The organism is Acinetobacter sp. ANC5681 (genome assembly GCF_023488045.1).
GTDB lineage: Bacteria > Pseudomonadota > Gammaproteobacteria > Pseudomonadales > Moraxellaceae > Acinetobacter.
In genome coordinates, this window is record NZ_JAMFKZ010000009.1 from 25,490 (window position 1) to 48,456 (window position 22,967).

Annotated in this window: 17 protein-coding genes; 15 read left to right on the forward strand and 2 right to left on the reverse strand. The window is 40.7% G+C overall.

Annotated features, from left to right (window positions below):
- The first annotated feature begins 8 nt into the window (after positions 1-8).
- The 3 genes from smc (at position 9) to ligA (ending at position 6,549) form a co-directional block, all read left to right on the forward strand.
- On the forward strand, positions 9-3,458 hold the full coding sequence (gene smc / locus M5121_RS07300) for a chromosome segregation protein SMC (RefSeq protein ID WP_249570778.1): 3,450 nt from the start codon (positions 9-11) through the stop codon (positions 3,456-3,458).
- Between the two features lies 1 nt (position 3,459).
- Entirely contained in the window at positions 3,460-4,449 is a 990-nt protein-coding gene (locus M5121_RS07305) for a cell division protein ZipA C-terminal FtsZ-binding domain-containing protein (protein WP_249570779.1), read from the forward strand.
- Between the two features lie 72 nt (positions 4,450-4,521).
- Positions 4,522-6,549, forward strand: coding sequence for an NAD-dependent DNA ligase LigA (ligA, locus tag M5121_RS07310; protein ID WP_249570780.1), 2,028 nt, complete (start codon positions 4,522-4,524; stop codon positions 6,547-6,549).
- A 77-nt stretch (positions 6,550-6,626) separates the two neighbouring features.
- On the opposite strand, the gene M5121_RS07315 is transcribed toward ligA, so the two are convergent.
- Positions 6,627-7,682 carry an SDR family oxidoreductase gene (locus M5121_RS07315; RefSeq protein WP_249570781.1) on the reverse strand — a complete coding sequence of 352 codons (1,056 nt, stop codon included), beginning with the start codon at positions 7,680-7,682 and terminating at the stop codon, positions 6,627-6,629.
- 351 nt (positions 7,683-8,033) lie between these two features.
- On the opposite strand from M5121_RS07315, the gene ftn reads away from it, so the two are divergent.
- The gene (gene ftn / locus M5121_RS07320; RefSeq protein ID WP_004663600.1) at positions 8,034-8,498 is read left to right on the forward strand and encodes a heteropolymeric bacterioferritin subunit Ftn; all 465 of its coding nucleotides are present in this window, start codon (positions 8,034-8,036) and stop codon (positions 8,496-8,498) included.
- A gap of 52 nt (positions 8,499-8,550) precedes the next feature.
- Here the strand turns inward: ftn and M5121_RS07325 are convergent, their stop codons facing one another.
- Positions 8,551-9,129, reverse strand: coding sequence for a peroxiredoxin (locus M5121_RS07325; protein ID WP_087546994.1), 579 nt, complete (start codon positions 9,127-9,129; stop codon positions 8,551-8,553).
- A 127-nt stretch (positions 9,130-9,256) separates the two neighbouring features.
- Between M5121_RS07325 and M5121_RS07330 the strand changes: the two genes are divergently transcribed.
- The 11 genes from M5121_RS07330 to M5121_RS07380 all read left to right on the forward strand — a co-directional run bounded on the left by M5121_RS07330 (position 9,257) and on the right by M5121_RS07380 (position 22,967).
- Positions 9,257-9,967 carry an alpha/beta hydrolase family protein gene (locus M5121_RS07330; RefSeq protein WP_249570782.1) on the forward strand — a complete coding sequence of 237 codons (711 nt, stop codon included), beginning with the start codon at positions 9,257-9,259 and terminating at the stop codon, positions 9,965-9,967.
- A gap of 293 nt (positions 9,968-10,260) precedes the next feature.
- Positions 10,261-11,556 (forward strand): adenosylmethionine--8-amino-7-oxononanoate transaminase, encoded by a 1,296-nt coding sequence (bioA, locus tag M5121_RS07335; RefSeq protein ID WP_249570783.1) that lies wholly within the window; start codon positions 10,261-10,263, stop codon positions 11,554-11,556.
- A complete protein-coding gene (locus M5121_RS07340) occupies positions 11,543-12,697 on the forward strand; it encodes an 8-amino-7-oxononanoate synthase (protein WP_249570784.1) in 1,155 nt (384 codons plus the stop codon). Before bioA ends, M5121_RS07340 begins: the two co-directional genes overlap by 14 nt.
- A complete protein-coding gene (gene bioC / locus M5121_RS07345; RefSeq protein WP_249570785.1) occupies positions 12,694-13,446 on the forward strand; it encodes a malonyl-ACP O-methyltransferase BioC in 753 nt (250 codons plus the stop codon). Before M5121_RS07340 ends, bioC begins: the two co-directional genes overlap by 4 nt.
- Positions 13,443-14,087, forward strand: a complete 645-nt coding sequence (gene bioD, locus M5121_RS07350; protein WP_249570786.1) for a dethiobiotin synthase — start codon at positions 13,443-13,445, stop codon at positions 14,085-14,087. The genes bioC and bioD overlap by 4 nt, the downstream gene beginning before the upstream one ends.
- Positions 14,088-14,336: 249 nt before the next feature.
- The gene (locus M5121_RS07355) at positions 14,337-15,002 is read left to right on the forward strand and encodes a hypothetical protein (protein ID WP_249570787.1); all 666 of its coding nucleotides are present in this window, start codon (positions 14,337-14,339) and stop codon (positions 15,000-15,002) included.
- A gap of 161 nt (positions 15,003-15,163) precedes the next feature.
- Complete coding sequence (locus M5121_RS07360; RefSeq protein WP_249570788.1) at positions 15,164-16,948, forward strand: ABC transporter substrate-binding protein; 1,785 nt, start codon at positions 15,164-15,166, stop codon at positions 16,946-16,948.
- 14 nt (positions 16,949-16,962) lie between these two features.
- Complete coding sequence (locus M5121_RS07365; protein WP_249570814.1) at positions 16,963-18,777, forward strand: ABC transporter substrate-binding protein; 1,815 nt, start codon at positions 16,963-16,965, stop codon at positions 18,775-18,777.
- A 67-nt stretch (positions 18,778-18,844) separates the two neighbouring features.
- Entirely contained in the window at positions 18,845-20,863 is a 2,019-nt protein-coding gene (locus M5121_RS07370) for a M3 family metallopeptidase (protein WP_249570789.1), read from the forward strand.
- 12 nt (positions 20,864-20,875) lie between these two features.
- Positions 20,876-21,814: an ABC transporter permease gene (locus tag M5121_RS07375; RefSeq protein ID WP_249570790.1), complete on the forward strand. Its 939-nt coding sequence runs from the start codon at positions 20,876-20,878 to the stop codon at positions 21,812-21,814.
- Positions 21,815-21,824: 10 nt separating this feature from the next.
- The gene (locus M5121_RS07380; protein ID WP_249570791.1) at positions 21,825-22,967 is read left to right on the forward strand and encodes an ABC transporter permease; all 1,143 of its coding nucleotides are present in this window, start codon (positions 21,825-21,827) and stop codon (positions 22,965-22,967) included.

The following is a 22,967-nucleotide window of genomic DNA, read 5'->3' on the forward strand; positions in this document are numbered from 1 at the left end:
ACGGTGTTATGCGTTTAAGCAGTTTAAAACTTTCAGGCTTTAAATCTTTTGCCGATAGTACCACTTTAAATTTTAAGGCCAACCGTACTGCGGTGGTTGGACCGAACGGTTGCGGTAAATCAAATGTCATCGATGCTATTCGTTGGGTGATGGGTGAATCCAATGCACGTCAGTTGCGCGGCGGTAGTATGCAGGATGTCATTTTTACTGGGACAGCCAAACGTAAACCTGTCGGGGTTGCCAGTGTCGAACTTCGTTTTGATAATACTTATGGCAAATTAGGCGGTGCTTATAATGCTTATAGCGAGCTGGCCGTCCGTCGCCAAGTCACACGTGAAGGTAAGTCTGAATATTTCTTAAATGGCACGCGTTGTCGTCGTCGTGATATCACTGATATTTTCTTGGGGACAGGCCTAGGGCCACGTTCTTATGCGGTGATTGAACAGGGCATGATTAACCGTCTGGTTGATGCCAAGCCTGAAGAAATGCGTGTGTTTATTGAAGAAGCGGCAGGAGTGTCTCGTTATCAAGCGCGCCGTCGTGAAACCTTGCAGCACTTAGAGCATACTGAGCAAAATCTGGCGCGTTTAGACGATATTGCCGCTGAACTAAAATCCCAACTTAGAAGCCTAAAGCGCCAGTCTGAAGCTGCAATTCAATATAAGACCCTAGAAGGGCAGATTCGAACTTTAAAAATTGAAATTCTTTCGTTTCAAGCCAATCAAAGTCAAAAGCTACAACAAGAATATACTGTTGAAATGACGGCACTCGGCGAAAACTTTAAGTTAGTCCGTTCAGAATCTCAAACCATTGAACACGATCTTGAAGCCACCAGTGCTTTATTCCAACGCTTAATTCAGCAGTCTTCACCGTTGCAGCATGAATGGCAACAGGCCGAGAAAAAGCTGTCTGAATTAAAAATGACCTTGGAACAAAAACAGAGTTTATTCCAGCAAAACAGTACCAGCTTGCTGCAACTTGAACAGCAAAAATTACAAACCAAAGAGCGTTTACAATTATCAGAGTTACAGGTTGAGACTTTAACAACTCAATTTGATGAGCAAAACGAAAGCTTACTTGCTTTAGAACAGCAGACACAAACGGCTGAGCAAAATTTTAGCGATGTTCAAGCACAACATAAGCAAGCACAACAGCAATTTGAACAACTGAAAATCCAAGTCGATCAGCAACAACAAAAAAAGTTGCAGATGGCAGCGCAAATTGAGCAGTTGGGTAAGAATGTGCTACGGATTGGGCAGCAAAAGCAGACTCTGCAAACACAAACCACTCAGATTCGTGCTCAGGTTCAGGATGATGAACAGGCGCAGTTAGAACAGTTGCAGCAGCAACTGCAACAGGAAATTATTACGTTAGAAACTGCCATTGAACAATTACAGCAGGATGTTCAGACTAAGCAAGATCAACAACAGTCGAACAAAATGGATCTGCAAAGCCTGAAAACTGAAATTCAAGTTTTATTGGCTGAACAAAAAAACCTGAATCAGCTTGTCGCAAAGCAAAGCCCGAAGCAGGATCAACATGCAGTTCGACTGATGCAAAGCCTACGTTTAAGCGCTCAAGCTAAAGCGCATGCAAGCATTATTGAGAAGTTCTTAGCCAAGTGGTTACAAGCGCAGTTGATTGGGAATGAGCAAGCCTTCCAAGAGGGTATCGCACGGCAGTTAAAATCATCACAACAGCAGCCTATTCAAGTTGCAGAGCTGACTTGTTTGAGTGAATGGATCGAGGCACCACAATCTTCTTTATGGACAAATGTCGCCGTTGCAGAAGATTTAACCACAGCTTTGCGATATCAAGCGGATCTCCAGCAAGCACAATCTATTCTGACGCTTGATGGTTATCATGTCGGCTCAGACTGGGTGATTGCACTGCACTATGATGAAGACAGTCAAACTGCGCAGGGGATGCTCAGTCATCAGGTGCGTTTAGAGGAAATTCAACAGCAACTGGCACAGAAACAACCCCAGTTGCTTGATTTGGAAAACCAGTTTTTCCAACAACAGCAAAGCCTGCAACAGCAACAACAAATCTTGCAGCAACAGCAGCAAAGTGTGAAACAAAAGCAAAAAGAGTTGCAGCAACTGGATGTGCAGATTGTCAAGCTACAAAGTACCGCACAGGCTTTTGTATTGCAGCAACAGCAACTGGCAGAGCAACTGAAACAACTGGATGTGCAACTTGAAGAAGATGCCATGCAGCGCGATGATCTGGAAATTGATTTACATGCATTGGCACTCAAACTCGAAGCAGTATTGCCAAATTATAAAACCTTGCAGTTTCAGGTGGAAAACTTGAATGAACAGCTGGATGAGCAACAACAACAGCTTACGCAACAGCAGCAGCAACGTGAAGCTTTGCGCCGTCAGACTTCACAAGCCAATCAACAAATTGAGTTGCTCGAAAAGGATATTTCATTCCTGAAAACCCAATATCGACAAATCATTGAACAGATTGAGCAAGCGAAGAAGTTTGTTGATCCGATTCAGCTTGAATTACCGAACTTAGAGTCGCAATTCCAAGAGCAATTTCAGCAAACAGAAAAGCTGCAAAAAAATTGGAATGAGTGGCAACTTGAATTGAATCAAGTCCAAGAGAAACAGCAGCAATTGACAGAACAACGTCATCAAGCACAGCAAAAAGATGAGCAGGTGCGTGAGCAGTTAGAGCAAAAGCGTTTGGCTTGGCAAGCTGCTAAATCAGATCGTGAGCATTATCTGGAACAGCTCAAAGAACTCAATGCGGATGCCTTATCTGATCTCTCGATTGAAATAAAAGATCATCAACAGAAATTAGAAAGAGCATTGCAACAATTTGATAAAATTGGTGCGGTAAACCTGGCAGCTTCACAAGAATATGCAGACGTGTCACAGCGGTTTGATGAACTGAGTCACCAGATGCAGGATCTACAAAATACGGTTGATCAGCTCAAAGATGCGATGAAAAGCATTGATCAGGAAACGCGTAAGTTGTTTATGACCACTTTTGATCAGGTCAATCAAGAGTTACAACTGCTATTTCCAAAGGTATTTGGTGGTGGTGAAGCGACTTTAAGCCTTGAAGATGATTGGCAGTCTGGGGTGAAGCTGATGGCACGTCCACCTGGCAAACGTAATAGTTCTTTGGCACTATTATCTGGTGGTGAAAAGACCTTAACTGCTCTGGCTTTAGTATTTGCGATCTTTAGGTTAAATCCAGCACCTTTCTGTGTATTAGATGAAGTTGATGCACCACTTGATGATGCCAACGTACAGCGGTATTGTAATTTGGTAAAAGAGCTTTCTGAACAAGTGCAATTCATTTACATTACACATAATAAATTGGCGATGACAATGGCAACTGATTTACTGGGAGTGACCATGCCAGAGCCGGGCACATCAAAATTAGTGACTGTCGATTTAGAACAGGCAAAAGAATACGGGTTAGTTGCGGAGTCCTAATATGGAAATGAATACAATAATAGGCATTGTTATCGCCGTTGTGATTATGCTCGTTGGTTTGATCATGATTTTAAGAAAACCAAAACCAGTTGAGCCTTCATTAGAAGCAGATCTTCATGTTAACCCTGAAAGTCAGCAACCTGTGATTCCTCGTCATGTGCGAGATCAACTCCTACAAAGCAATGTCGCCGCTACAGTTGAACGCGTTGAACCAAGTTTTAACACGGCACCGATTGAAGCAAAAGCGCCAGTTGAAACAACTGCTGCAGAAAATATTGTAAAAGCGAGTGAAACTGATGTTGTGATTGAACCTGAGCCAGTCGTTGAGTTCACTAGGAGTGCAAATAAACAAGAGACAATTCTTGAATCGCAGTCTCAAGACGAAGTTGAAGCGCTTTTAGCAACGCCAGAAAAAGCTGAGGATGAGAAAGCTGAAACAGAGCTTAGCTTAAACCCAAATATTGCAACTGTTGAAATTGAAGAATTTGATGGTGAAAGCAATATTCTGGATGTGCATCTGCATGAGCAGCAACGCTGTGATGATGAAAGTGCATTGGCGACTGCTGAACAGATCATTGCCCTTAATGTTTATCCAAATCCACGCCGTGCTTTGTCTGGTGATAAAGCTCTCAAAGTATTGCTGAAATATGGTCTGCGTTTTGGAGAGATGTCTTGCTTCCATCGTTATGAAAATACCGATGAGCCAAGCCCATTAATGTTCTCTGTATTACGTGTGACGGATCATGGGCCTGCGGGTTTTGATTTGGAAACATTATCTGCGGAACAGGTGCAGGGTCTGGCATTTTTCCTTGCATTGCCAAACAGCAAGGCGGTGACAGGTTATGACATGATGACCAGTATCGCAGGCTTAATTGCGCGTGAGATTGATGGTAAAGTTTACGATGAAAACAATCTTGAATTCACGCCGCAGTTGAAAGAGCATTGGCGACATCATGTGATTGATTATCGTCCAAATCAAGCAACCGTCTAATGAATCTTTTATAATAAATTTAGTAAAAAATTATAGGGCGGTTTTTCCGCCCTTTTATATGGTGAAACTTAAATGGAACACAACTCAGTTATTGAGCAAATGCGTCAGTTAATTCAACTGATTGCAAAACATAATCATGCTTACTATGTGATGGATCAACCTTCCATTTCTGATAGTGAATATGACCATTTATTTCATCAACTGAAAGCCTTAGAACAACAATATCCAGAATGTATTCAGGCAGATACACCGACCAATAAAGTCGGTGGTCAAGCGCTGTCAAAATTTGAAAGTGTGACTCATGCAGTGCCGATGCTGTCTTTAGGTAATGTGTTTAATCAGGAAGACCTGTTTGCCTTTGCACGCCGTATTGATGAGCGTCTACCCAATCAAGAAGTTCAATATGAAGTTGAACTTAAACTCGATGGCTTAGCGATTTCACTGTGGTATGAAAATGGTGTATTGGTTCGTGGGGTCACTCGTGGCGATGGTGAGACAGGTGAAGACATTACTCAAAATGTTAAAACCATTCGGAATCTACCTAAAGTATTATCCAGTCAGCATCAAGCGATTCCAGAGTTTCTTGAGGTGCGTGGTGAAGTGCTGATGCCAAAGCAAGGCTTTGAAAAACTCAATGCCGATCAAGAAGCGAAAGGCGAGAAGACTTTTGCGAATCCACGGAATGCCGCAGCAGGAAGTCTAAGGCAGCTTGATCCAAATATCGCAGCCTCACGTCCATTGGCGTTCTATGCCTATGGTATCGCGCAGTGTGTCCCAAATCATGGTTTGGCTACGATGCACGATAGTTTGCATTGGCTGACCAAATTTGGTTTTGAAATTGCTGAACGTCAATTTCTCTGTGCCTCGATTGATGAGGTACAGCAACGCTATGAACAAATCCAACAAGAACGTCCAGATCTTAAAGTTGAAATTGATGGTATGGTGATTAAGGTGGACAGCCTTAAACAACAACAACAACTCGGCTTCCTGAGTCGTGAACCTCGTTGGGCAACAGCTTATAAATTCCCAGCACAAGCCGCTTTAACCAAAGTTGAGAATATTGACTGGCAAGTTGGCAGAACAGGAACTTTAACGCCTGTTGCGCGTTTAGCCCCTGTATTTGTGGGAGGCGTTACCGTATCCAATGTGACTTTACACAATATTGGTGAAATCCACCGTTTAGATGTACGTGTAGGCGATACTGTCAGCGTCTACCGTACTGGTGATGTGATTCCAAAAGTTGAGAAAGTCTGGGCGGAGTTCCGACCTGCCGATGCAGAGATGGTTCATCTTCCGACCAATTGTCCAGTCTGTGATTCACCTGTAGTGATGCCAGAAGGTGAGGCATTGGCACGTTGTTCGGGTGGCCTGTATTGTGCAGCACAACGGATTGAAGCCATTCGTCACTTTGTTTCGCGTAAAGCCTTGGATATTGAAGGCTTGGGCGATCGTTGGGTGGAATCACTATTACATCTCGACTTACTCAAAGACGTTGCTGATATTTATCATTTGCATGAACATCGTGACACCTTATTGACCATCGAGAAAATGGGTGAAAAATCCGTTCAAAATCTGATTGATGCAATCGAAGCAAGTAAGAAAACCACCTTGGCACGTTTTATTTATGGCCTAGGTATTCGTGGTGTCGGTGAAACTACAGCACGCATGTTAGCCAATACTTTCCAAACTTTGGATGCTTTGAAAGTAGCCGATGTTGAAGCACTTAAGAAAACTCCTGATGTCGGTGATATTACTGCGGAATGGATTGCAGACTTTTTCCAAGCACCACATAACATTGAAGTACTCGATCGTTTATTGGCAGCAGGAATTCATTGGGATGCACCAACTGCACCGACTCGTCAGCCATTGAATGGTGAGAGTTGGGTGGTGACGGGTACACTGGAAACCATGGGACGTGATGAGGCGACACAAAAGTTACAAGCTTTGGGTGCACGTGTCAGTGGCAGTGTTTCTAGTAAAACCAAATGTGTGGTGGCAGGGGAAAAAGCGGGAAGCAAATTGGATAAAGCGCAAAAGCTTGAGATTCGCGTGATGAATGAACAAGAATTTTTGGCATTTTTAGCGCAGTATGAAAATTAATTTCTTTCTTCTCGAGTTAATTTAAAGTTGATCCTTGAGAAGAAAAAGGCGGCATGTTGATGCCGCCTTTTAATGTGTTAAATATATTTTTTAACAATCCCATCATCAAGCAATTGCTGGAAATGTTCACAAACACTTTCACGAATATTGCGATATTGAATCCCTAAATCTTTCACACTACGTTGTGAATTAAAGTAGATAGGATAACCCATATTCAGTTTTACAAATTGACGGGAATGTCCAAATACTGGTGCGATCAAGGAAAAAGCTGCTTTAGGCACGGTAAAATGTGGGAAAGGATATCTGTAGCCAAACTTTTTCGTTAATGCCTGGCCCATTTCTAGTAGGCTTAATGTGCCACCACAAATGATATAGCGACCTTGTGCTTTAGGATTGAGTGCCGCAGCAACATGTGCATCGGCAACGTCACGAACATCAACAATACCATTCCACATTGGTGGTACACCAAACAGAGTGGTACCATTGCCAAACTGTTGTAGTACTTCAATACTGCCAGACTGACTTGCATCAGTGAGTGATGGTCCCATCACCAGTGCAGGGTTGATACAGACAAGACTCCAGCGATTTTGTTGCTCGGCCATTTCCCATGCTTTACGTTCAGCCGCGACTTTTGAATATGGATAGGGTTGGTGCGTTTCACTACTCGTATTGTTCCAGTGACTTTCATCAAACTCGTTATTCGCGGTATTTTGAATCTCAATCGCATCGCCATAGGTTGAGGCAATGCTTGAAGTGAGAACCACACGTTTGACTGATTCTGTACGATTTACACTATCTAAGACATTTTCTGTGCCTTTCACTGCAGGTTCAATAATGTCTTTGACGGCATCTTTATAGTTAGTGACTACAAAAGGTGATGCAGTATGAATAACAACTTCACAACCTTGCATAGCTTCATCAAAGGAATTTGGTTCGAGTAAATCTGCTTGGTAAAACTGGATTTGTCCTGATGATTTATCTGCTAGATCATACAGGTGCTGAATTTTATTTTGCTTAGATGGATCTCGAACCGTGGCATGAACGCTATAACCCTGATTCAACAGGCGTTCGATAATCCAGCTCGCAATATAACCCGTTGCACCCGTGACCAGAATGGGCTTACTTTTATCCATTTTATTTCCGCATTGTGTTTTTGTGATTGATGTTATTTACCGAATTTTGTATAAACAAACAACAGCCGAGCAGTCATTTTTTAATCTTTTTTGATCAAAATTGCAGTGGAATAAGAAGCATTGCGAATCGTTACAAAAAATCAAACAAATGATTTTCAATAAGATTATCTATTTTGAAAGGTTAAAATGATATGCAAATGCTTCTTTTATTTAGATAAATTAGGCGAATTAAAACTGTAAATGCGTATGTTTCTCATTTTAATTTTATAAAAATCATAAACTTACACAATTTAATTTTGCAAATATGATTTAAGTTCACCATAATATTATTATTCGATAGGAGTAAATATTATGCGTGGCAATCCAGAAGTCATCGACTATTTAAATATGCTCATTGGCGGTGAATTGGCTGCTCGTGATCAATATTTAATTCATTCAAGAATGTACGAAGATTGGGGCTTAAGTAAAATTTATGAGCGTATTGATCATGAAATGCAAGAAGAAGCTTCACATGCTGATTCAATCATTCGCCGTGTTTTATTTTTGGGTGCTCAACCAAACATGAATCGTGAAGACATCAATGTGGGTACAGATGTCGTAAGTTGTTTAAAAGCTGATTTAGCACTTGAATATCATGTGCGTGAAAAACTAGCGACAGGCATTAAGCTTTGTGAAGATAAAGGTGATTACATTAGTCGTGATATGTTGCGTCAGCAGCTTTCGGACACAGAAGAAGATCATACGTATTGGTTAGAAAAACAATTGCGTTTAATTGAATTAATTGGTTTGCAAAATTATATTCAATCGCAAATTTAAGATTTTCGAATAAATAAAAAACTCAGCACCTGCTGAGTTTTTTATTTATGAATTATTTTTTAGTTTGGGCTTCTTTTAAATCTTTTAATACTTGATCAGCATGCGTTTGCGTATTCACACTCGTGTAGTGATACATAATTGCACTTTGAGGATTAATCAAGAAACTCTCACGTTTGGCAATTTTTGTAATCCCGAGGTTTCTAACAATACCAAATTTTCCAGCAAGTTCGCCTTTTTCATCTGCCAAAATTGGGAACGGTAAACCAAGCTTTTGTGAAAACTTTTGATGTGATGCAACATCATCTAAGCTAACACCCAAAACTACTGCATTCGACTTTAAGAATTGAGGATAAAGTGATTTAAATTGATTCGCTTCTTGAGTACATCCCGCAGTGTCATCTTTAGGGTAGAAATAAAGCACAATCCACTTGCCTTTATATTGGTTTAAAGTGTGCCATTTACCACTTTGATCTTGCAGTTTAAAATCTGGTGCAGACTGTCCAACCCATTCTTTTTGAGCTGTATTTTGCTTAGAAAAAATAGAAGTTTGCGCTGTACTAAGGCTAGGGATACCAAGTAAAAAAAATAAACTGCATAAAATAATAACTTTGGACTTTATCGTATTCATCATGTTGATCTCAAAGTATCGTTGGAGTAATAGCGCATATTTTAGCAAATTGAATCGTGTCAGCTAGAAAAAATAACCAATCTATGCGATGTTTTATACAAAATGATTGATCAGCATTAAAGGTATACATTTGTCGAAGAAGATTTTGCTCATTACTGGATGGGGCGGTGGTGCCGAATTATTAAAACCTTTACATGAAGCTTTAGAACAGCAAGGACATTCAGTTGAGCGAATTAATATTTTTAATGCTTTGGATAATGAAATCCTACAACAGCATGTCGAACTTGCGGTTGAATATGATGTAATTATTGGATGGTCGCTTGGCGGACAACTGGCAACAATCTTGGTCAATCAAATACAACAACAATATGCTGAACAGAAAGTTTTAATCACTTTAGCGTCGAATCCATGTTTTGTTGCTCAAGCAGATTGGATGACGGCCATGCCTGTTGAAACCTTTATGCAATTTAAACAATCATTTGAACAGGATGCCATTACCACGCTAAAACGGTTTGGTTTATTGGTGTGTCAGGGTGCAAGTTCTGCAAAGAAAGATTTCGTAGCTATGCAGAAATTGATTCGTCCACAACCGATTGCATTGCTTAGGGACGGGTTACAGTTGCTGGAGCAGTTAAACTTGGTTGAGTTGTATAAAAATTATCAGGGTAAGCAGTTGCATGTCTTTGCCAAGTATGATGCTTTAGTTCCTTACCAAGTTATGCAAAAAACTAAAGATTTAGCTGCAAATAATTCATCTATCGTTTCTGTTGAAGGTGCTTCACATGGCTTTCCATGCTTTATGGTGGAGCAGACTGTGCAAATAATTGAAGATTTTATTTAACAGACGGTTTAATCTTGCTTGAATTGAGAGTTCTCGCAATATATTTTAGGTTCTGACAAGTTTAAGATAAAACCTATTTTATAGATCTAACGGAATCGTGCCGAGTCCTCATCCATTTTCAGGATATGCCTTCAGCTAGACTTACTTTGGTTTCGCCCAAAGTAAGCAAAGGCACTTGTTAAGCTGATGGTACATCCTTGATACCACAGCTTAACAGGCGGCATCCATGCCGCCTCCATGATCGTAGGTACTGCCATGAATTTAATTGGCTTAGGATGAAGAGTAAATAACGGATGACAGACTCATTTGATTTAGAACATATATGGCATCCCTATACTTCGATGTTAAATCCACTGCCAACTTTTAAAGTGAAACGTGCCTATGGCGCAACCATTGAATTAGAAGATGGGCGAACTTTGGTTGATGGCATGTCGTCATGGTGGTGTGCGATTCATGGCTATAACCATCCACAACTAAACAAGGCAGTTGCTGACCAATTGCAAAACATGGCGCATATCATGTTTGGTGGTTTGACGCATGAACCTGCAATTGAATTGGGTAAACTCTTATTAAAAATTACACCGCCGAACTTAGATAAGATTTTCTACGCAGATTCAGGCTCAGTTGCAGTAGAAGTCGCCTTAAAAATGGCAGTGCAGTATTGGGCTGCATTGAATCAACCTGAGAAAACCAATTTTATTACTACACGTTCTGGCTACCATGGTGATACTTGGAATGCGATGTCTGTGTGTGATCCTGTCACAGGAATGCATCAGATTTTTGGCAGTAGTTTACCGAATCGAATCTTTGTACCTGCGCCACAATGTCGCTTTGATGGTGAGTGGACTCCACAAGATGTTCAAGAGCTCAAACAGCAGATCGAACAGCATCATCAGAGTATTGCCGCATTGATTATCGAGCCAATTGTTCAGGGTGCAGGTGGGATGCGTTTTTATCATCCTGAATATTTACGTCAGGCCAAAGCTTTATGTAAGCAATACAATTTATTGCTGATCTTTGATGAGATTGCCACGGGTTTTGGGCGTACAGGTAAAATGTTTGCTTGGGAACATGCCCAAGTTGAACCCGATATTATGTGTATTGGCAAAGGTTTAACGGGCGGTTATATGACGCTGTCTGCAACCTTGACCACCAAGCAAGTGGCTGAAAGCATTAGTCGTGGTGAAGCGGGTGTGTTTATGCACGGCCCAACCTTTATGGCGAATCCGCTGGCTTGTGCAGTAGCATTAAGAAGCACCCAATTATTGGTTGAGCAAGATTGGCAAGCCAATATTCAACGGATTGAAAAGATTCTGGTTGAACATTTAAATGATTTATCACAGCTTGATCATGTTGCGGATGTACGGGTTTTAGGTGCGATTGGTGTGGTTGAATTAACCAGTAATGTCGATATGAAAACCTTGCAGCAACAGTTTGTTGAACGGGGTATTTGGGTACGACCATTTGGAAAATTGGTGTACGTGATGCCGCCGTATGTGATTAGCGATGACGAACTCCATTATTTATTAGCACAGATGAGTGAAGTGGTAAAAAATATGCAAGGAGCAAATGCCAATGTCCTTGCTTGATCATTATGCCGAGCAGCTTGACCAGTTCAAACAGCAAGGTAATTTCCGCCAATTTACTGCAAATCAACAGCAGGGAAAATGGATCACGATTCAAGATCGAACCATGTTGAATCTGGCATCCAATGATTATTTAGGCTTGGCCGCTGACTTAAATTTAAGAGAAGAATTTCTTGATACGCTGAAAATTGAACGAGCGCTCTTTAGTTCATCTTCTTCACGCTTACTGACGGGTAATTTTGCAGAATATGAACAATTTGAAAATAGCCTAAGCATAGCCTTTGGTCGTGCAGCTTTACTTTTCAATAGTGGCTACCACATGAATATCGGTATTTTGCCAGCCTTGTGTGATAGCAAAACCGTGATTCTAGCCGATAAACTGGTACATGCCAGTATGATTGATGGCATTCGATTATCGAATACTCAATATGTGCGTTATCGCCATAATGATTTGCAGCATCTGGAACAGTTATTGCAAAAGTATCATCAAGATGAACAAGTTGAACGCATTATTGTGGTGACTGAAAGTATTTTTAGTATGGATGGCGACGAAACGGATTTAGCTGCATTGGCGCAGTTAAAGCAGCGCTTTGCCAAAACCATGTTGTATGTCGATGAAGCACATGCGATTGGGGTTAGGGGAGAGCAAGGTCTGGGTTGTGCTGAACAATATGGCGTATTGGATCAGATTGATTTCTTGGTGGGAACCTTTGGCAAAGCAATTGCCTCAGTGGGCGGTTATATCATTTGTGATTCGATTATCCGTGATTATCTGATCAATAAAATGCGTCCATTGATTTTTAGTACCGCATTGCCACCGATCTCAATGGCATGGTCAGATTTTATTTTTAATAAAGTATTGAGCATGCAGCAACAGCGTCAGCACTTGGCCGAGATCAGTCAGTATTTACAGCAAGCGGTAATTGCAAAAGGTTTTTCAAGCCCCTCGAGCAGTCATATCATTCCAGTTATCGTAGGTGAAAGCCAAGCGGCCATTGAAAAAGCACGTTATGTACAGCAACAAGGCTTTTATGCTATGCCAGTACGCCCACCAACAGTGCCACAAAATAGTTCACGCCTGCGAATTTCATTAACCTCTTTGGTGCAAAAAAATGAATTGCAACAACTAGTGGAGTATTTGTGAGTATTAATAAAGCACTGGTTGCCCAACGTTTTGCCAAAGCAGGGCAAAGCTATGTCGAGCATGCTGTGGTACAGAAACAGATTAGTGCACAATTATTTAAATACCTTAAAGTGTATTGTCCGCAGAACTTAGCCTCTGTGCTTGAGATTGGCTGCGGTTCGGGTAATTTAACTCACTTATTTCATTCTTATTTTCAAGTTGATCAACTATTTTTAAATGATCTTTATGAGGATGTAGATCAGCATTTTTCAACGATTGAAAATATAGCTTGGTTGATCGGAGATATTGAGCAACTGCATTTACCGCAGTCCTTAGATGCAGTGATTTCTAGTTCAGCATTACAGTGGATGACTGATCTACCTACGTTATTGCACCGAATTCATGATGCTTTAAAACCCAATGCATATTTCGGTTTTTCCACTTTTGGGTCAGATAATCTCACTGAAATTAAGCAGTTGACAGGACAAGGCTTAAATTATATTAGCCTAGAGTTTTTAAAACGACAGCTTGAACAGCAAAACTTTGAAGTGCTGTTCATTGAGCAAGAAGTGAAGCAGATTTATTTTGATCATCCAAAATCGGTATTGCAGCATTTAAAAGCAACAGGCGTGACCGCAACAGCAAAATCGCATCGTTGGACTAAGCAATCGTTGCAGCAGTTTTATTTAGATTATCAACAGTTTTATGGTGAGCAGGGTTTTAGCCTGACTTATCACCCGATCTATGTGATTGCGCGGAGAATAGCATGAGTGCAGCAATTTATTTTGTCAGCGGTATTGATACTGAAATTGGTAAAACTTATGCCACAGGTTATCTTGCCAAACTTTGGACCGAACAAGGGCAGCGTGTTATCACCCAGAAATTAGTACAAACGGGTAATGTCGATGTGTCTGAAGACATCGAAAAACACCGTGAAATTATGGGAAGTGGTTGGTTTCCAGAAGATCATGAAAAATTGACCATGCCTGAAATTTTTAGCTATCCTGCCTCGCCACATTTAGCCACGCGGTTGGATGGGCGTGATCTAGATTTTGCCAAGATCGAAGCTGCAACTAAAGAGCTTGCTCAGCGTTTTGATGTGGTGCTATTAGAAGGTGCGGGCGGTTTAATGGTGCCTTTAACCACAGAGTTGTTGACCATTGATTATATTGCTCAACATCAATTTCCTGTGATTTTAGTGACTTCTGGGCGTTTAGGTAGTATTAATCATACCTTATTGAGTTTAGAGGCATTAAAGCAGCGTGATTTGAATTTGCATGCTTTGGTGTATAACTTAAAGGATGAGTCGAAAGATCCACTTATTTCGAAAGATACGGCTGATTATTTAAAAGCTTATTTGACAAAGCATTTTCCAGAAGCAGAATGGATTGAGTTGGAAAAATTTAAATAGCTTTAGATATTTATTGTCTAGTAAATATCTGTAATCGTGATGGGCGGCAAGGATGCCGCCAAGTTAGAGTGCCTTGCGCTGCTTTCAAAGCCTTGCTTTGAAATTGCTCAGGACGTACCGTCAGTCTAACAAAAGATTTTTGTTACTTTTCATCTTTGAAAAGTAAGAAGGTTTCCCTATGATCGGATGAGAGCTGGGGGAGACTCCGTCAAGACCGCTTTCAGATTTAATCACTAAAGAGAAATCATAATGAATAAAAAGAATTTTATTTATATAACCCTCTGCCTGTCAGGTCTAATCTCGACAACTCACGCTACTGTACCCACAGATAAAACCATCATTAGTTGGATCACTAATTTACAAGATTCAAATGCCAATCCACCTCAAGCCATTCATATCGATTCAACCGAAGCCGTAAAACTGATCTCAGGTGAAGAAGCCTATTTATCGAGTGTGAGTTTTGACAATGCAGGACGTAATTTTTGGGCTGGTTATGTATTAACCCGTCCAAAATTAAAACAGGCTCGAATCTTAAAAGAGTTTGGTGGCCAATCAAATAGCTTTAAAGTGCATTCAACCGTTTATAAAGGCAAACCGATTCAACTGATCGAAATTGAAAGTGCTGGGTCGGGACAAGGTACTGTTGAAACTACTAAAAGTTTAGTTTATTTCACTCAGTGGACAAGCAAACTGATTACAGAAGTGGAGGAATCTTCTTATGACGGTCGCTACGATGAAAAACTGGGCGCAGAAGATTGCCGTACTGGCCGAGACAATTCGGGTTATTTAAATGTCATGCCTTATTCACCTTATGTGATTCGAACGACAGTAACCGGAGATGCATGTAATAACAAACCACAAGGCTATAACGTGAGTAGTAAGCTTATTCCAGTTGTCATCAATGAAATAAAATAGATAAACAAGAGTATGTTTTGATTGCTTGTTAAATTTTTTAGAAGAAATAATGATTTGATAAAAATACTGAATTATTAAATAGTTAAAGTAAGTTTGGTTATAAAGTTGAATACAATCTAAAAGTCTAGTATTTATTAAAAAACGATGATGTGAGCACTGATTTGAAGTCAACTTTTTTTACGGTCACTGTATTATCAACCGTTATTGTATTTATGCCGATGGGGTATGCAAAAACACCTGCTCAGGCAGATAAAGTACTCCGTGTTGCTTTTGAAGCCCCAGATGATGGTTTTGATATGGTTAAAACTTTTAATTTTTACAGCGGAAATGTCGCCGATGTAATTTTTGAAAGATTGCTTCAATACGATTATCTCGCTAACCCAGTAAAATTGGTTCCATCTACAGCAGAAAGCCTACCTGTGATTGAAAAAAATGGTCAGGTTTATATATTTAAAATAAAGCCAGGGATTTATTTTACCGATGATCCTGCATTTAAAGGCAAGCGTAGAGAGCTAGTTGCTGAAGATTATGTCTATTCCATTAAGCGGATATTAGACCCTAAAAATCATGCGCCTTCTTTTTCTTTTATTGATAACAAATTAGTTGGTGCAAATGCACTGGTGGACCAAGCCAAAAAAACGGGCACATTTAACTATGATGCCAAGATTGACGGCGTTAAAGCACTGGATAAATATACGATTCAATTTACCTTGACGCAACCTGATTATAATTTTCCTTATATTCTTGCCTATAGCACATTTGGAGCGACGGCTAGAGAAGTGGTTGAATATTATAAAGATCAATTAGGCATGCATCCTGTGGGAACAGGGCCTTATATGTTGAGTCGATATGTCCCACGTAGCAAGATTGAACTGATTGCTAATCCAAATTATCGCGGCTTTGTTTGGAATTTCAAGTCCACTGGAACAGCGTGGGATAATCAACTCGTCAAGCAAATGAGTGGCAAGCGTATGCCACAAATTGGCAAAGTCAATATCAGCATTATCGAAGAAGAACAATCACGTTGGCTGGCTTTTCAGTCCAAACAACTGGATTTTGATAAGGTCACTTCAAGTGCAATTCCTAAAGTGCTTGATCAAAATAATCAGTTAAAAGCAGAAATGCAAAAGCAGGGTATACGTTTGTATGCCAATAAAGAGGCAGAGATCACCTATTCAATGTTGAATATGCGTGATCCTGTTGTTGGAGGAAATAGCCTAGATAAAATTGCGTTAAGACGTGCCATCGCCATGTCTTTTAATGTCAATGAATATATTCGTATCTTAAGAAAAGGTCAGGCGGTTAAGGCTGAAATGCTGGTACCTGCAGGCATTAATGGTCATAACCCGAATTATCGCAGTAGTATTGGTTATAACCCTGTTTTAGCCAATAAATTACTTGATCATTTTGGCTATAAAAAAGGCCCAGATGGCTATCGTAATTTGCCCAATGGGAAGCCTTTAACCTTAAAAATAAATACCGAGAGTGGTACAGCTTCCGTGATGTATTCTGAATTGTGGAAGAAAAATTTAGATGCAATCGGGATTCGGGCAGACTTTAAAGTCAGTAATTTTGCCGATAACTTAAAAGCCGCAACCCAGTGTCAATACATGATGTGGAGTGGAGCATGGCATGCGGATTATCCAGAGGGTGAAAATTTCACGCAATTGCTTTATGGTCCGAATGTTGGTCGTGGTAATCAATCCTGTTATCAGTCAGTTGCTTATGACAATTTATATAAACAGGCGATGCAGCAAGCCCCTGAAAAACGTATGCCATTCTATGAAAAAATGAGTCGCCAAATTGAAGCAGATGGAACGTGGATTTTACAAGATACACGGATTCGGAACTGGTTGATTCAACCTGATGTGCAGGGATTTAAAGCTCATCCAATTATGAATACCAACTGGCAATACTTAGATATTGTTTCACCAAATCAAAAATAAGTGATGTGTTTATGATGAAGCAAAATTTTAAACTTTCGATGCAACGGACTAGTCTGGTGCTGTTATTGGGGACAACATTGAGTCTAGGGGTAACGATTACAGAAGCGAAAAGCCCTGCCGATCCAAAAAAAGTGTTACGTTATGCTTTTCCCGTGGCTGAGACTGGATTTGATCCTGTTGCTGTACAAGATTTATATTCAGCACATATTTTGTATTCAGTGTTTGAAACATTATATACCTATGATTATTTAGCTTCACCCGCAAAACTCGTTCCAAATACGGCGGTGGCTTTGCCAGAAGTGAGTACCGATGGTTTGACCTATACCATTCGAATAAAAAAAGGAATTTATTTCACCCCTGATCCTGTATTTAAAGGCAAAGCGAGAGAATTAACTACAGCAGACTATGCCTATTCTTTTAAACGTTTGCTTGATCCAAATCTACATTCACCCAACAGTTGGTTGTTTGATGGACGTATCTCAGGAATAGATAGTGCTATCCAGCAAGCAGCGAAAAATGGAAAATTTAATTACGATCAGCCGATTGCAGGGCTACAAACACCAGATCGTTATACTTTGGTGATTCGATTAAAAGAGCCAAATTATAATTTTCCAATGCTACTTGCACATCAACCAACGGGGGCAGTCGCGCGTGAAGTGATTGAAGATTATCGTGATAAAGCAGGCTATGCGATGGGACATCCTGTAGGGACAGGGCCTTATGTTCTTGCACAATGGACACCAGGCTCGCGTATTATTTTGAAAGCAAATCCTGATTATCGCGGTTACACATGGAATTTTAAAGCGACCCATCCTGAAGATCAGAAAATCGTACAGCAAATGCAAGGCAAAAAAATGCCGCAGATTGGTGTAGTTGATATTCAGGTGATTGAAGAATCACAGTCAGGATGGTTATCTTTCCAAAAAGATGGGCTAGATATATTTACTTTAGATGGTGAATTACCTGCACAAGCTTTAAAAGACGGTCAGTTAAAGCCAGAGTTAGCAAAAAAAGGGATTCAACTTTCACGTATTGCTGACCCTTCGATTGATTATTTGTATTGGAATATACAAAACCCTGTGGTCGGTGGCGTGAGTAAAGAGAAAATTGCTTTACGCCGTGCAATGGCGATGGCAACCTCTAAAGAGAAATTTATCAACATTTTAGCCAAAGGGAACGCCAAAAATTTAGAATCGCCGATTCCTTATGGTATCGCGGGGCATGATCCCAGTTATAGAAGCAGCATTCCGTATTCCGTCAAAGCAGCAAATTTATTACTAGATCGTTATAACTACAAAGTGGGCAAAGATGGTTGGCGGATGTTGCCGAATGGCAAGCCACTGGTGATTGAGTTTATGCCATCCAGTAGCAGTGCACGCAGTATGCAGATGGCAGAACTGTTAAAGAAAGAATTAGCCAATATCAAAGTCAATATGGTCTCTAAACCTGTGCCTTTTGCAGAAGGTTTAAAGGCTGAAAAACAATGTAAAACCATGTTTAAAGCTTCCGCTTGGATTGCAGACTATCCTGATGCAGACAACTTTGTGCAGTTGTTTTATGGCAATAATATTCATGCCACCAACCATACTTGTTTTAAATTGCCAGAATATGATCGTTTATATGAACAGTCATTGAAACTTGCTGATGGTCCTGAACGGAATTTGTTATATCGAAAAATGTCACGTCTTTTAGAGTTTTATGCCCCTGTACAATTCATGTCGACCCGTTACCGTACTGTCGTGGCTCAACCTCGAGTGATTGGCTATAAAAAGCATCCGATTCTGCCCGCAGAGTGGATGTATATCGATATTCAACAAAACAAACCATAGTGTCGAAAGAAGGTTCGTGAGAAACCTAAACAACATATGAATGAAATTAAATTGGAGAGAAATAATAATGGCGAAGAACATCTTGAAACGATCGACACTATGTCTGTTATCTATGGCGATCACAGGGATGAGTCAAGGCGTGTGGGCAGAAAGCACATCTGCTGTTTTACCTATTTTTAAACTGAATGACAGTGCAGAATGGTGCGATGCGAATTTACACAAGTTACAACAGCGTATTTCTCAATTAGAACAACAATCCATTCAACCGCAATCGACAGCTGCACCTGTTCTTGCTGAATGGGATCAATTGATGGCAAGCTTTGAGGATTTTTCTGGGCCAATTAGCTTATATAGCAATGTGCATCCCGATGCGAAATTTCGTAAGGCTGCTGATGATTGTGAAGTAAAAATCAATCAGTTGCAGACTGAAATTTATCAGAACCCAAAATTGTATCAACGAATTAAAAATACCAAAACAACAGATCCAATTGATCGTAAATATCGTCAAGATATTCTTGATCAATTTGAAGATACAGGGGTGCAGCTTGCACCTGAAAAACGAGCACGTTTAAAATATATATTGGATGAACTCACCAAACTTTCGCAAGAGTTCTCTCGTAATGTCCGCGACAATCCAGAGAAATTAGAATTCACGCCAGCCGAATTAAAGGGACTACCTGAAAGTTATATTTCAGGCTTAAAGAAAAATGATAAAGGCAATTATTTATTGGGTTTTGAATATCCTGAATATCAACCATTTATGGAACTTTCAGACAGTGATGATGCAAGAAAACGTTATCAAACGGCATTTACACGTCGTGGTACAGAAAAGAATTTAGTCCTGCTTAAACAGATTGTCGACTTACGTTATGAATTAGCACAGCTATTTGGTCAGCCAAGTTATGCAGAATGGGCATTAAAGAAACGCATGGCGAAAACACCAAAAACAGTGAATAACTTCTTAGCAGATGTTCATAAAGTCGTGGCACCTTTAGAGCAAAAAGAGGTGCAGGAGTTACGTGCATTTAAAGCTAAAACCCTAAATATTTCTTTGGAAAAAGCTGAAATTAACCGTTGGAATGTGGGGTATTGGAGCGAAAAACTACGCAAGGACAAATACCAGATTGACCAAGAAAAACTGCGTGATTATTTCCCAACACTCGCCGCACAGAAATGGTTATTTGCAATTTCCGAAAATTTGTATGGTATTCAGTTTAAAGCCGCTAAAGTGGATACGTGGCAACAAGAAGTCGAATATTACGATGTTGTAGACCAAAAAACAGGTGAGATATTGGGTAGCTTATATATGGATAAGTTCCCACGTGAAGGTAAATATGGTCATGCAGCAGTATGGGGCGTATATGGGGGCAGTACGCTGAGTAAACGTAAACCAATTTCAGTATTAGTGACTAATTTTAATCGTAAAGGTTTAAACAGCAATGAGCTTGAAACTTTTGTGCATGAGTTTGGGCATGCTTTACATGAAATTTTGTCAAAAACCCGCTATTCAGGTCAGTCAGGAACATCAGTAGAGCGTGATTTTGTTGAAGCGCCATCGCAAATGTATGAAGAATGGGCGCGCCGTAAAGAAACTTTATCTAAAGTCGCTGACTATTGTGATCCTGCTTGTCCGAGAGTGGATGATGCACTGATTGCACGATTAAAAGCTGTGCATAATTATGGACGTGGATTAGGGTATGCACGTCAAACGCTTTATGCACAATATGATATGGCATTGCATGGCGTTGATGCACTCAAAGTACAGCCGATGGATGTGTGGAAAAAAATGGAATCCGCAACCGCTCTAGGCTATGTGCCGAATACTGAATTTCCTGGGCAGTTTGGACATCTGATGGGCTATCAAGCAGGCTACTATGGTTATATGTGGTCTGAAGTATTGGCTCTGGATATGTTGTCTGCTTTCGGTGATAACTTGAATAATCCAGAAGTGGGTCAGCGTTACCGCCAAACGATTTTATCTCAAGGCAGCCAAAAGAATGCAGCTCAACTGGTCAAAGATTTCTTAGGCAGAGAACCAGATAACAAAGCTTTCTTTAGTGAAATTACAGGTCAACGGGTCAAATAAGGATTTGCCATTATGCTTGCTTATCTCGTGCGTAGACTATGGCAAATGATCCCGACCATGTTGGGGGTCATTTTGCTGATTTTCTTCTTGTTTAACTGGGTGGGGGGAGATCCTGCATATATTTTGGCAGGGAAAATGTCTAGCCCAGAGCAAATCGAAAACATCCGTAAACAATTGGGCGTTGATCAGCCCTATTATGTGCAGCTGTGGATTTTTATTAAACAGATTCTGACTTTCGATTATGGTGCGAGTTGGAGTACGGGAGAGCCTGTATCACAGATTATCCTGACCCGTTTGGGGCCATCGCTGACCTTGCTGGTTCCATTGGTGATTTTACAAACTGTGGTTTCGATTGTGCTGGCCTTGGCGGTGGCATCGGTACGTGGATCACTGACAGATCGTATGGTCATGATGCTGTGTACCATTGGCATGTCGATCAGTATTTTGGTGTATATCATCGTGTTCCAGTATGTGTTGGCATACCAACTCAGTTGGTTCCCCGTACAAGGCTGGAGTGATCAGTTTAGTCAAAACTTATTCCAATATTCTTTGCTACCTATCTTAATCATGTTGGTGGTGAGCATTGCCCCAACACTACGTTTATATCGAAGCTTCGTCCTGGATGAAATTAACCAAGATTATGTGCGGACTGCGCGTGCCAAAGGTGTGGGGGAGTCTAGGGTACTGAGTGTGCATGTTTTGCGTAATGCATCGATTCCAATTGTCACTGAAGTGATGGCTAGTCTGCCTGCCTTACTGATTGGTGCTTTCCTGATTGAGCGATTCTTTGGTATTCCGGGCATCGGGCGTGAAATTATTATTGCGGTTGAGCGTAGTGATTTCCCTGTAATTAAAGCGATTACCGTATATATCGCTGTTGTGACCATGATTTTTAACTTGATCGCCGATCTGATTTACAAGCTCCTCGATCCTCGCGTACAGTTGAAATAGGAGGATGACAATGCTCAGTACAATTTTTAAAGGCAAATCCTCCTCAAGTGAGTCTCCTGCATCAACAGGACTCTGGCAGTTGGCATTGAATCGATTGAAATCAGATCGAATCGCCGTGGTTTCTTTCTTGGTGGTGCTGTTTTATTTCATCTTGCTCGCGTTATCAATGACAGGCGTGATTGCTTCCAATTGGAATAAAGAAGTCGCCGTCAGCTACGCGCCACCGACATTTTTAGGGGCGGATACTGACTCAGATCAAATGAAAGACAGTAGCCAGAAGATAGAGACATTACCTGAAAATCCAGTTGATCCATTGAAAGATGTGATTCAACAGCTCAATGCCGAAATTCAGGCTGAACAACAAGGTAGCTCAGTCATTGATAATTATGGTGTGGTTGATCCTTTAGCAGAGGATATGCAGCAAATTGATCAACAGCTTGGTGGGCGTCTACTTGATCAAAAACAAGAGTTAAAAACCACGTTGCCTTTTGGGGCAGATAAGTGGGGGCAAGATGTGCTGCTCAAAACTATTAAAGGTGCTGAAACCTCAATTCTGGTCGGTTTGTTATCTGCTTTATTGGCGGTGGTGATTGGTACTTTTCTTGGCGCGATTGCAGGTTATTTTGGCGGTTGGATTGATGATGTACTGAATTGGTTCTATAACATTTTCACTTCGATTCCTTATCTGCTATTAGTGCTCGCGATCGCTGCGGTACTCCAACAAAAAGGAATTTTGTCAATTGTTTTGATTTTAGGTCTAACGGGTTGGACTGGGGTATTTCGTTTGGTTCGTGCTGAATATATGAAACACAAATCGCGTGAATATGTACTTGCCGCCAAAGCCATTGGAGTGAGTCATTTACGCCGTATGTTTGTGCATATTTTCCCGAATGTCAGTCATATCGCGTTGGTTCAAATTTCGATTCTGGTGGTGTCATTCATTAAATCTGAAGTGATTCTGAGCTTCCTTGGTTTTGGTGTGCCTGTGGGGGTGGTGTCATGGGGCAGTATGTTGAATGAAGCGCAAAATGAATTGATTTTGGGGAAATGGTGGCAATTGGCAGCGGCTTCGATTGCGATGGCGGTTTTAGTCACGGCATTCTCCATGTTTACCGATGCATTGCGTGATGCTTTAGATCCTAAGTTGAAATAG

What these genes read in the sequence shown, in the direction of transcription:
- M5121_RS07315 (WP_249570781.1), bottom strand. Translation starts at nt 7,682, where the DNA reads ATGGATAAAAGTAAGCCCATTCTGGTCACGGGTGCAACGGGTTATATT.
- M5121_RS07340 (WP_249570784.1), top strand. Translation starts at nt 11,543, where the DNA reads ATGTCCTTGCTTGATCATTATGCCGAGCAGCTTGACCAGTTCAAACAG.
- M5121_RS07365 (WP_249570814.1), top strand. Translation starts at nt 16,963, where the DNA reads ATGAAGCAAAATTTTAAACTTTCGATGCAACGGACTAGTCTGGTGCTG.
- M5121_RS07305 (WP_249570779.1), top strand. Translation starts at nt 3,460, where the DNA reads ATGGAAATGAATACAATAATAGGCATTGTTATCGCCGTTGTGATTATG.
- M5121_RS07370 (WP_249570789.1), top strand. Translation starts at nt 18,845, where the DNA reads ATGGCGAAGAACATCTTGAAACGATCGACACTATGTCTGTTATCTATG.
- M5121_RS07380 (WP_249570791.1), top strand. Translation starts at nt 21,825, where the DNA reads ATGCTCAGTACAATTTTTAAAGGCAAATCCTCCTCAAGTGAGTCTCCT.
- M5121_RS07325 (WP_087546994.1), bottom strand. Translation starts at nt 9,129, where the DNA reads ATGATGAATACGATAAAGTCCAAAGTTATTATTTTATGCAGTTTATTT.
- ftn (WP_004663600.1), top strand. Translation starts at nt 8,034, where the DNA reads ATGCGTGGCAATCCAGAAGTCATCGACTATTTAAATATGCTCATTGGC.
- smc (WP_249570778.1), top strand. Translation starts at nt 9, where the DNA reads ATGCGTTTAAGCAGTTTAAAACTTTCAGGCTTTAAATCTTTTGCCGAT.
- M5121_RS07355 (WP_249570787.1), top strand. Translation starts at nt 14,337, where the DNA reads ATGAATAAAAAGAATTTTATTTATATAACCCTCTGCCTGTCAGGTCTA.
- ligA (WP_249570780.1), top strand. Translation starts at nt 4,522, where the DNA reads ATGGAACACAACTCAGTTATTGAGCAAATGCGTCAGTTAATTCAACTG.
- M5121_RS07375 (WP_249570790.1), top strand. Translation starts at nt 20,876, where the DNA reads ATGCTTGCTTATCTCGTGCGTAGACTATGGCAAATGATCCCGACCATG.
- bioD (WP_249570786.1), top strand. Translation starts at nt 13,443, where the DNA reads ATGAGTGCAGCAATTTATTTTGTCAGCGGTATTGATACTGAAATTGGT.
- bioA (WP_249570783.1), top strand. Translation starts at nt 10,261, where the DNA reads ATGACAGACTCATTTGATTTAGAACATATATGGCATCCCTATACTTCG.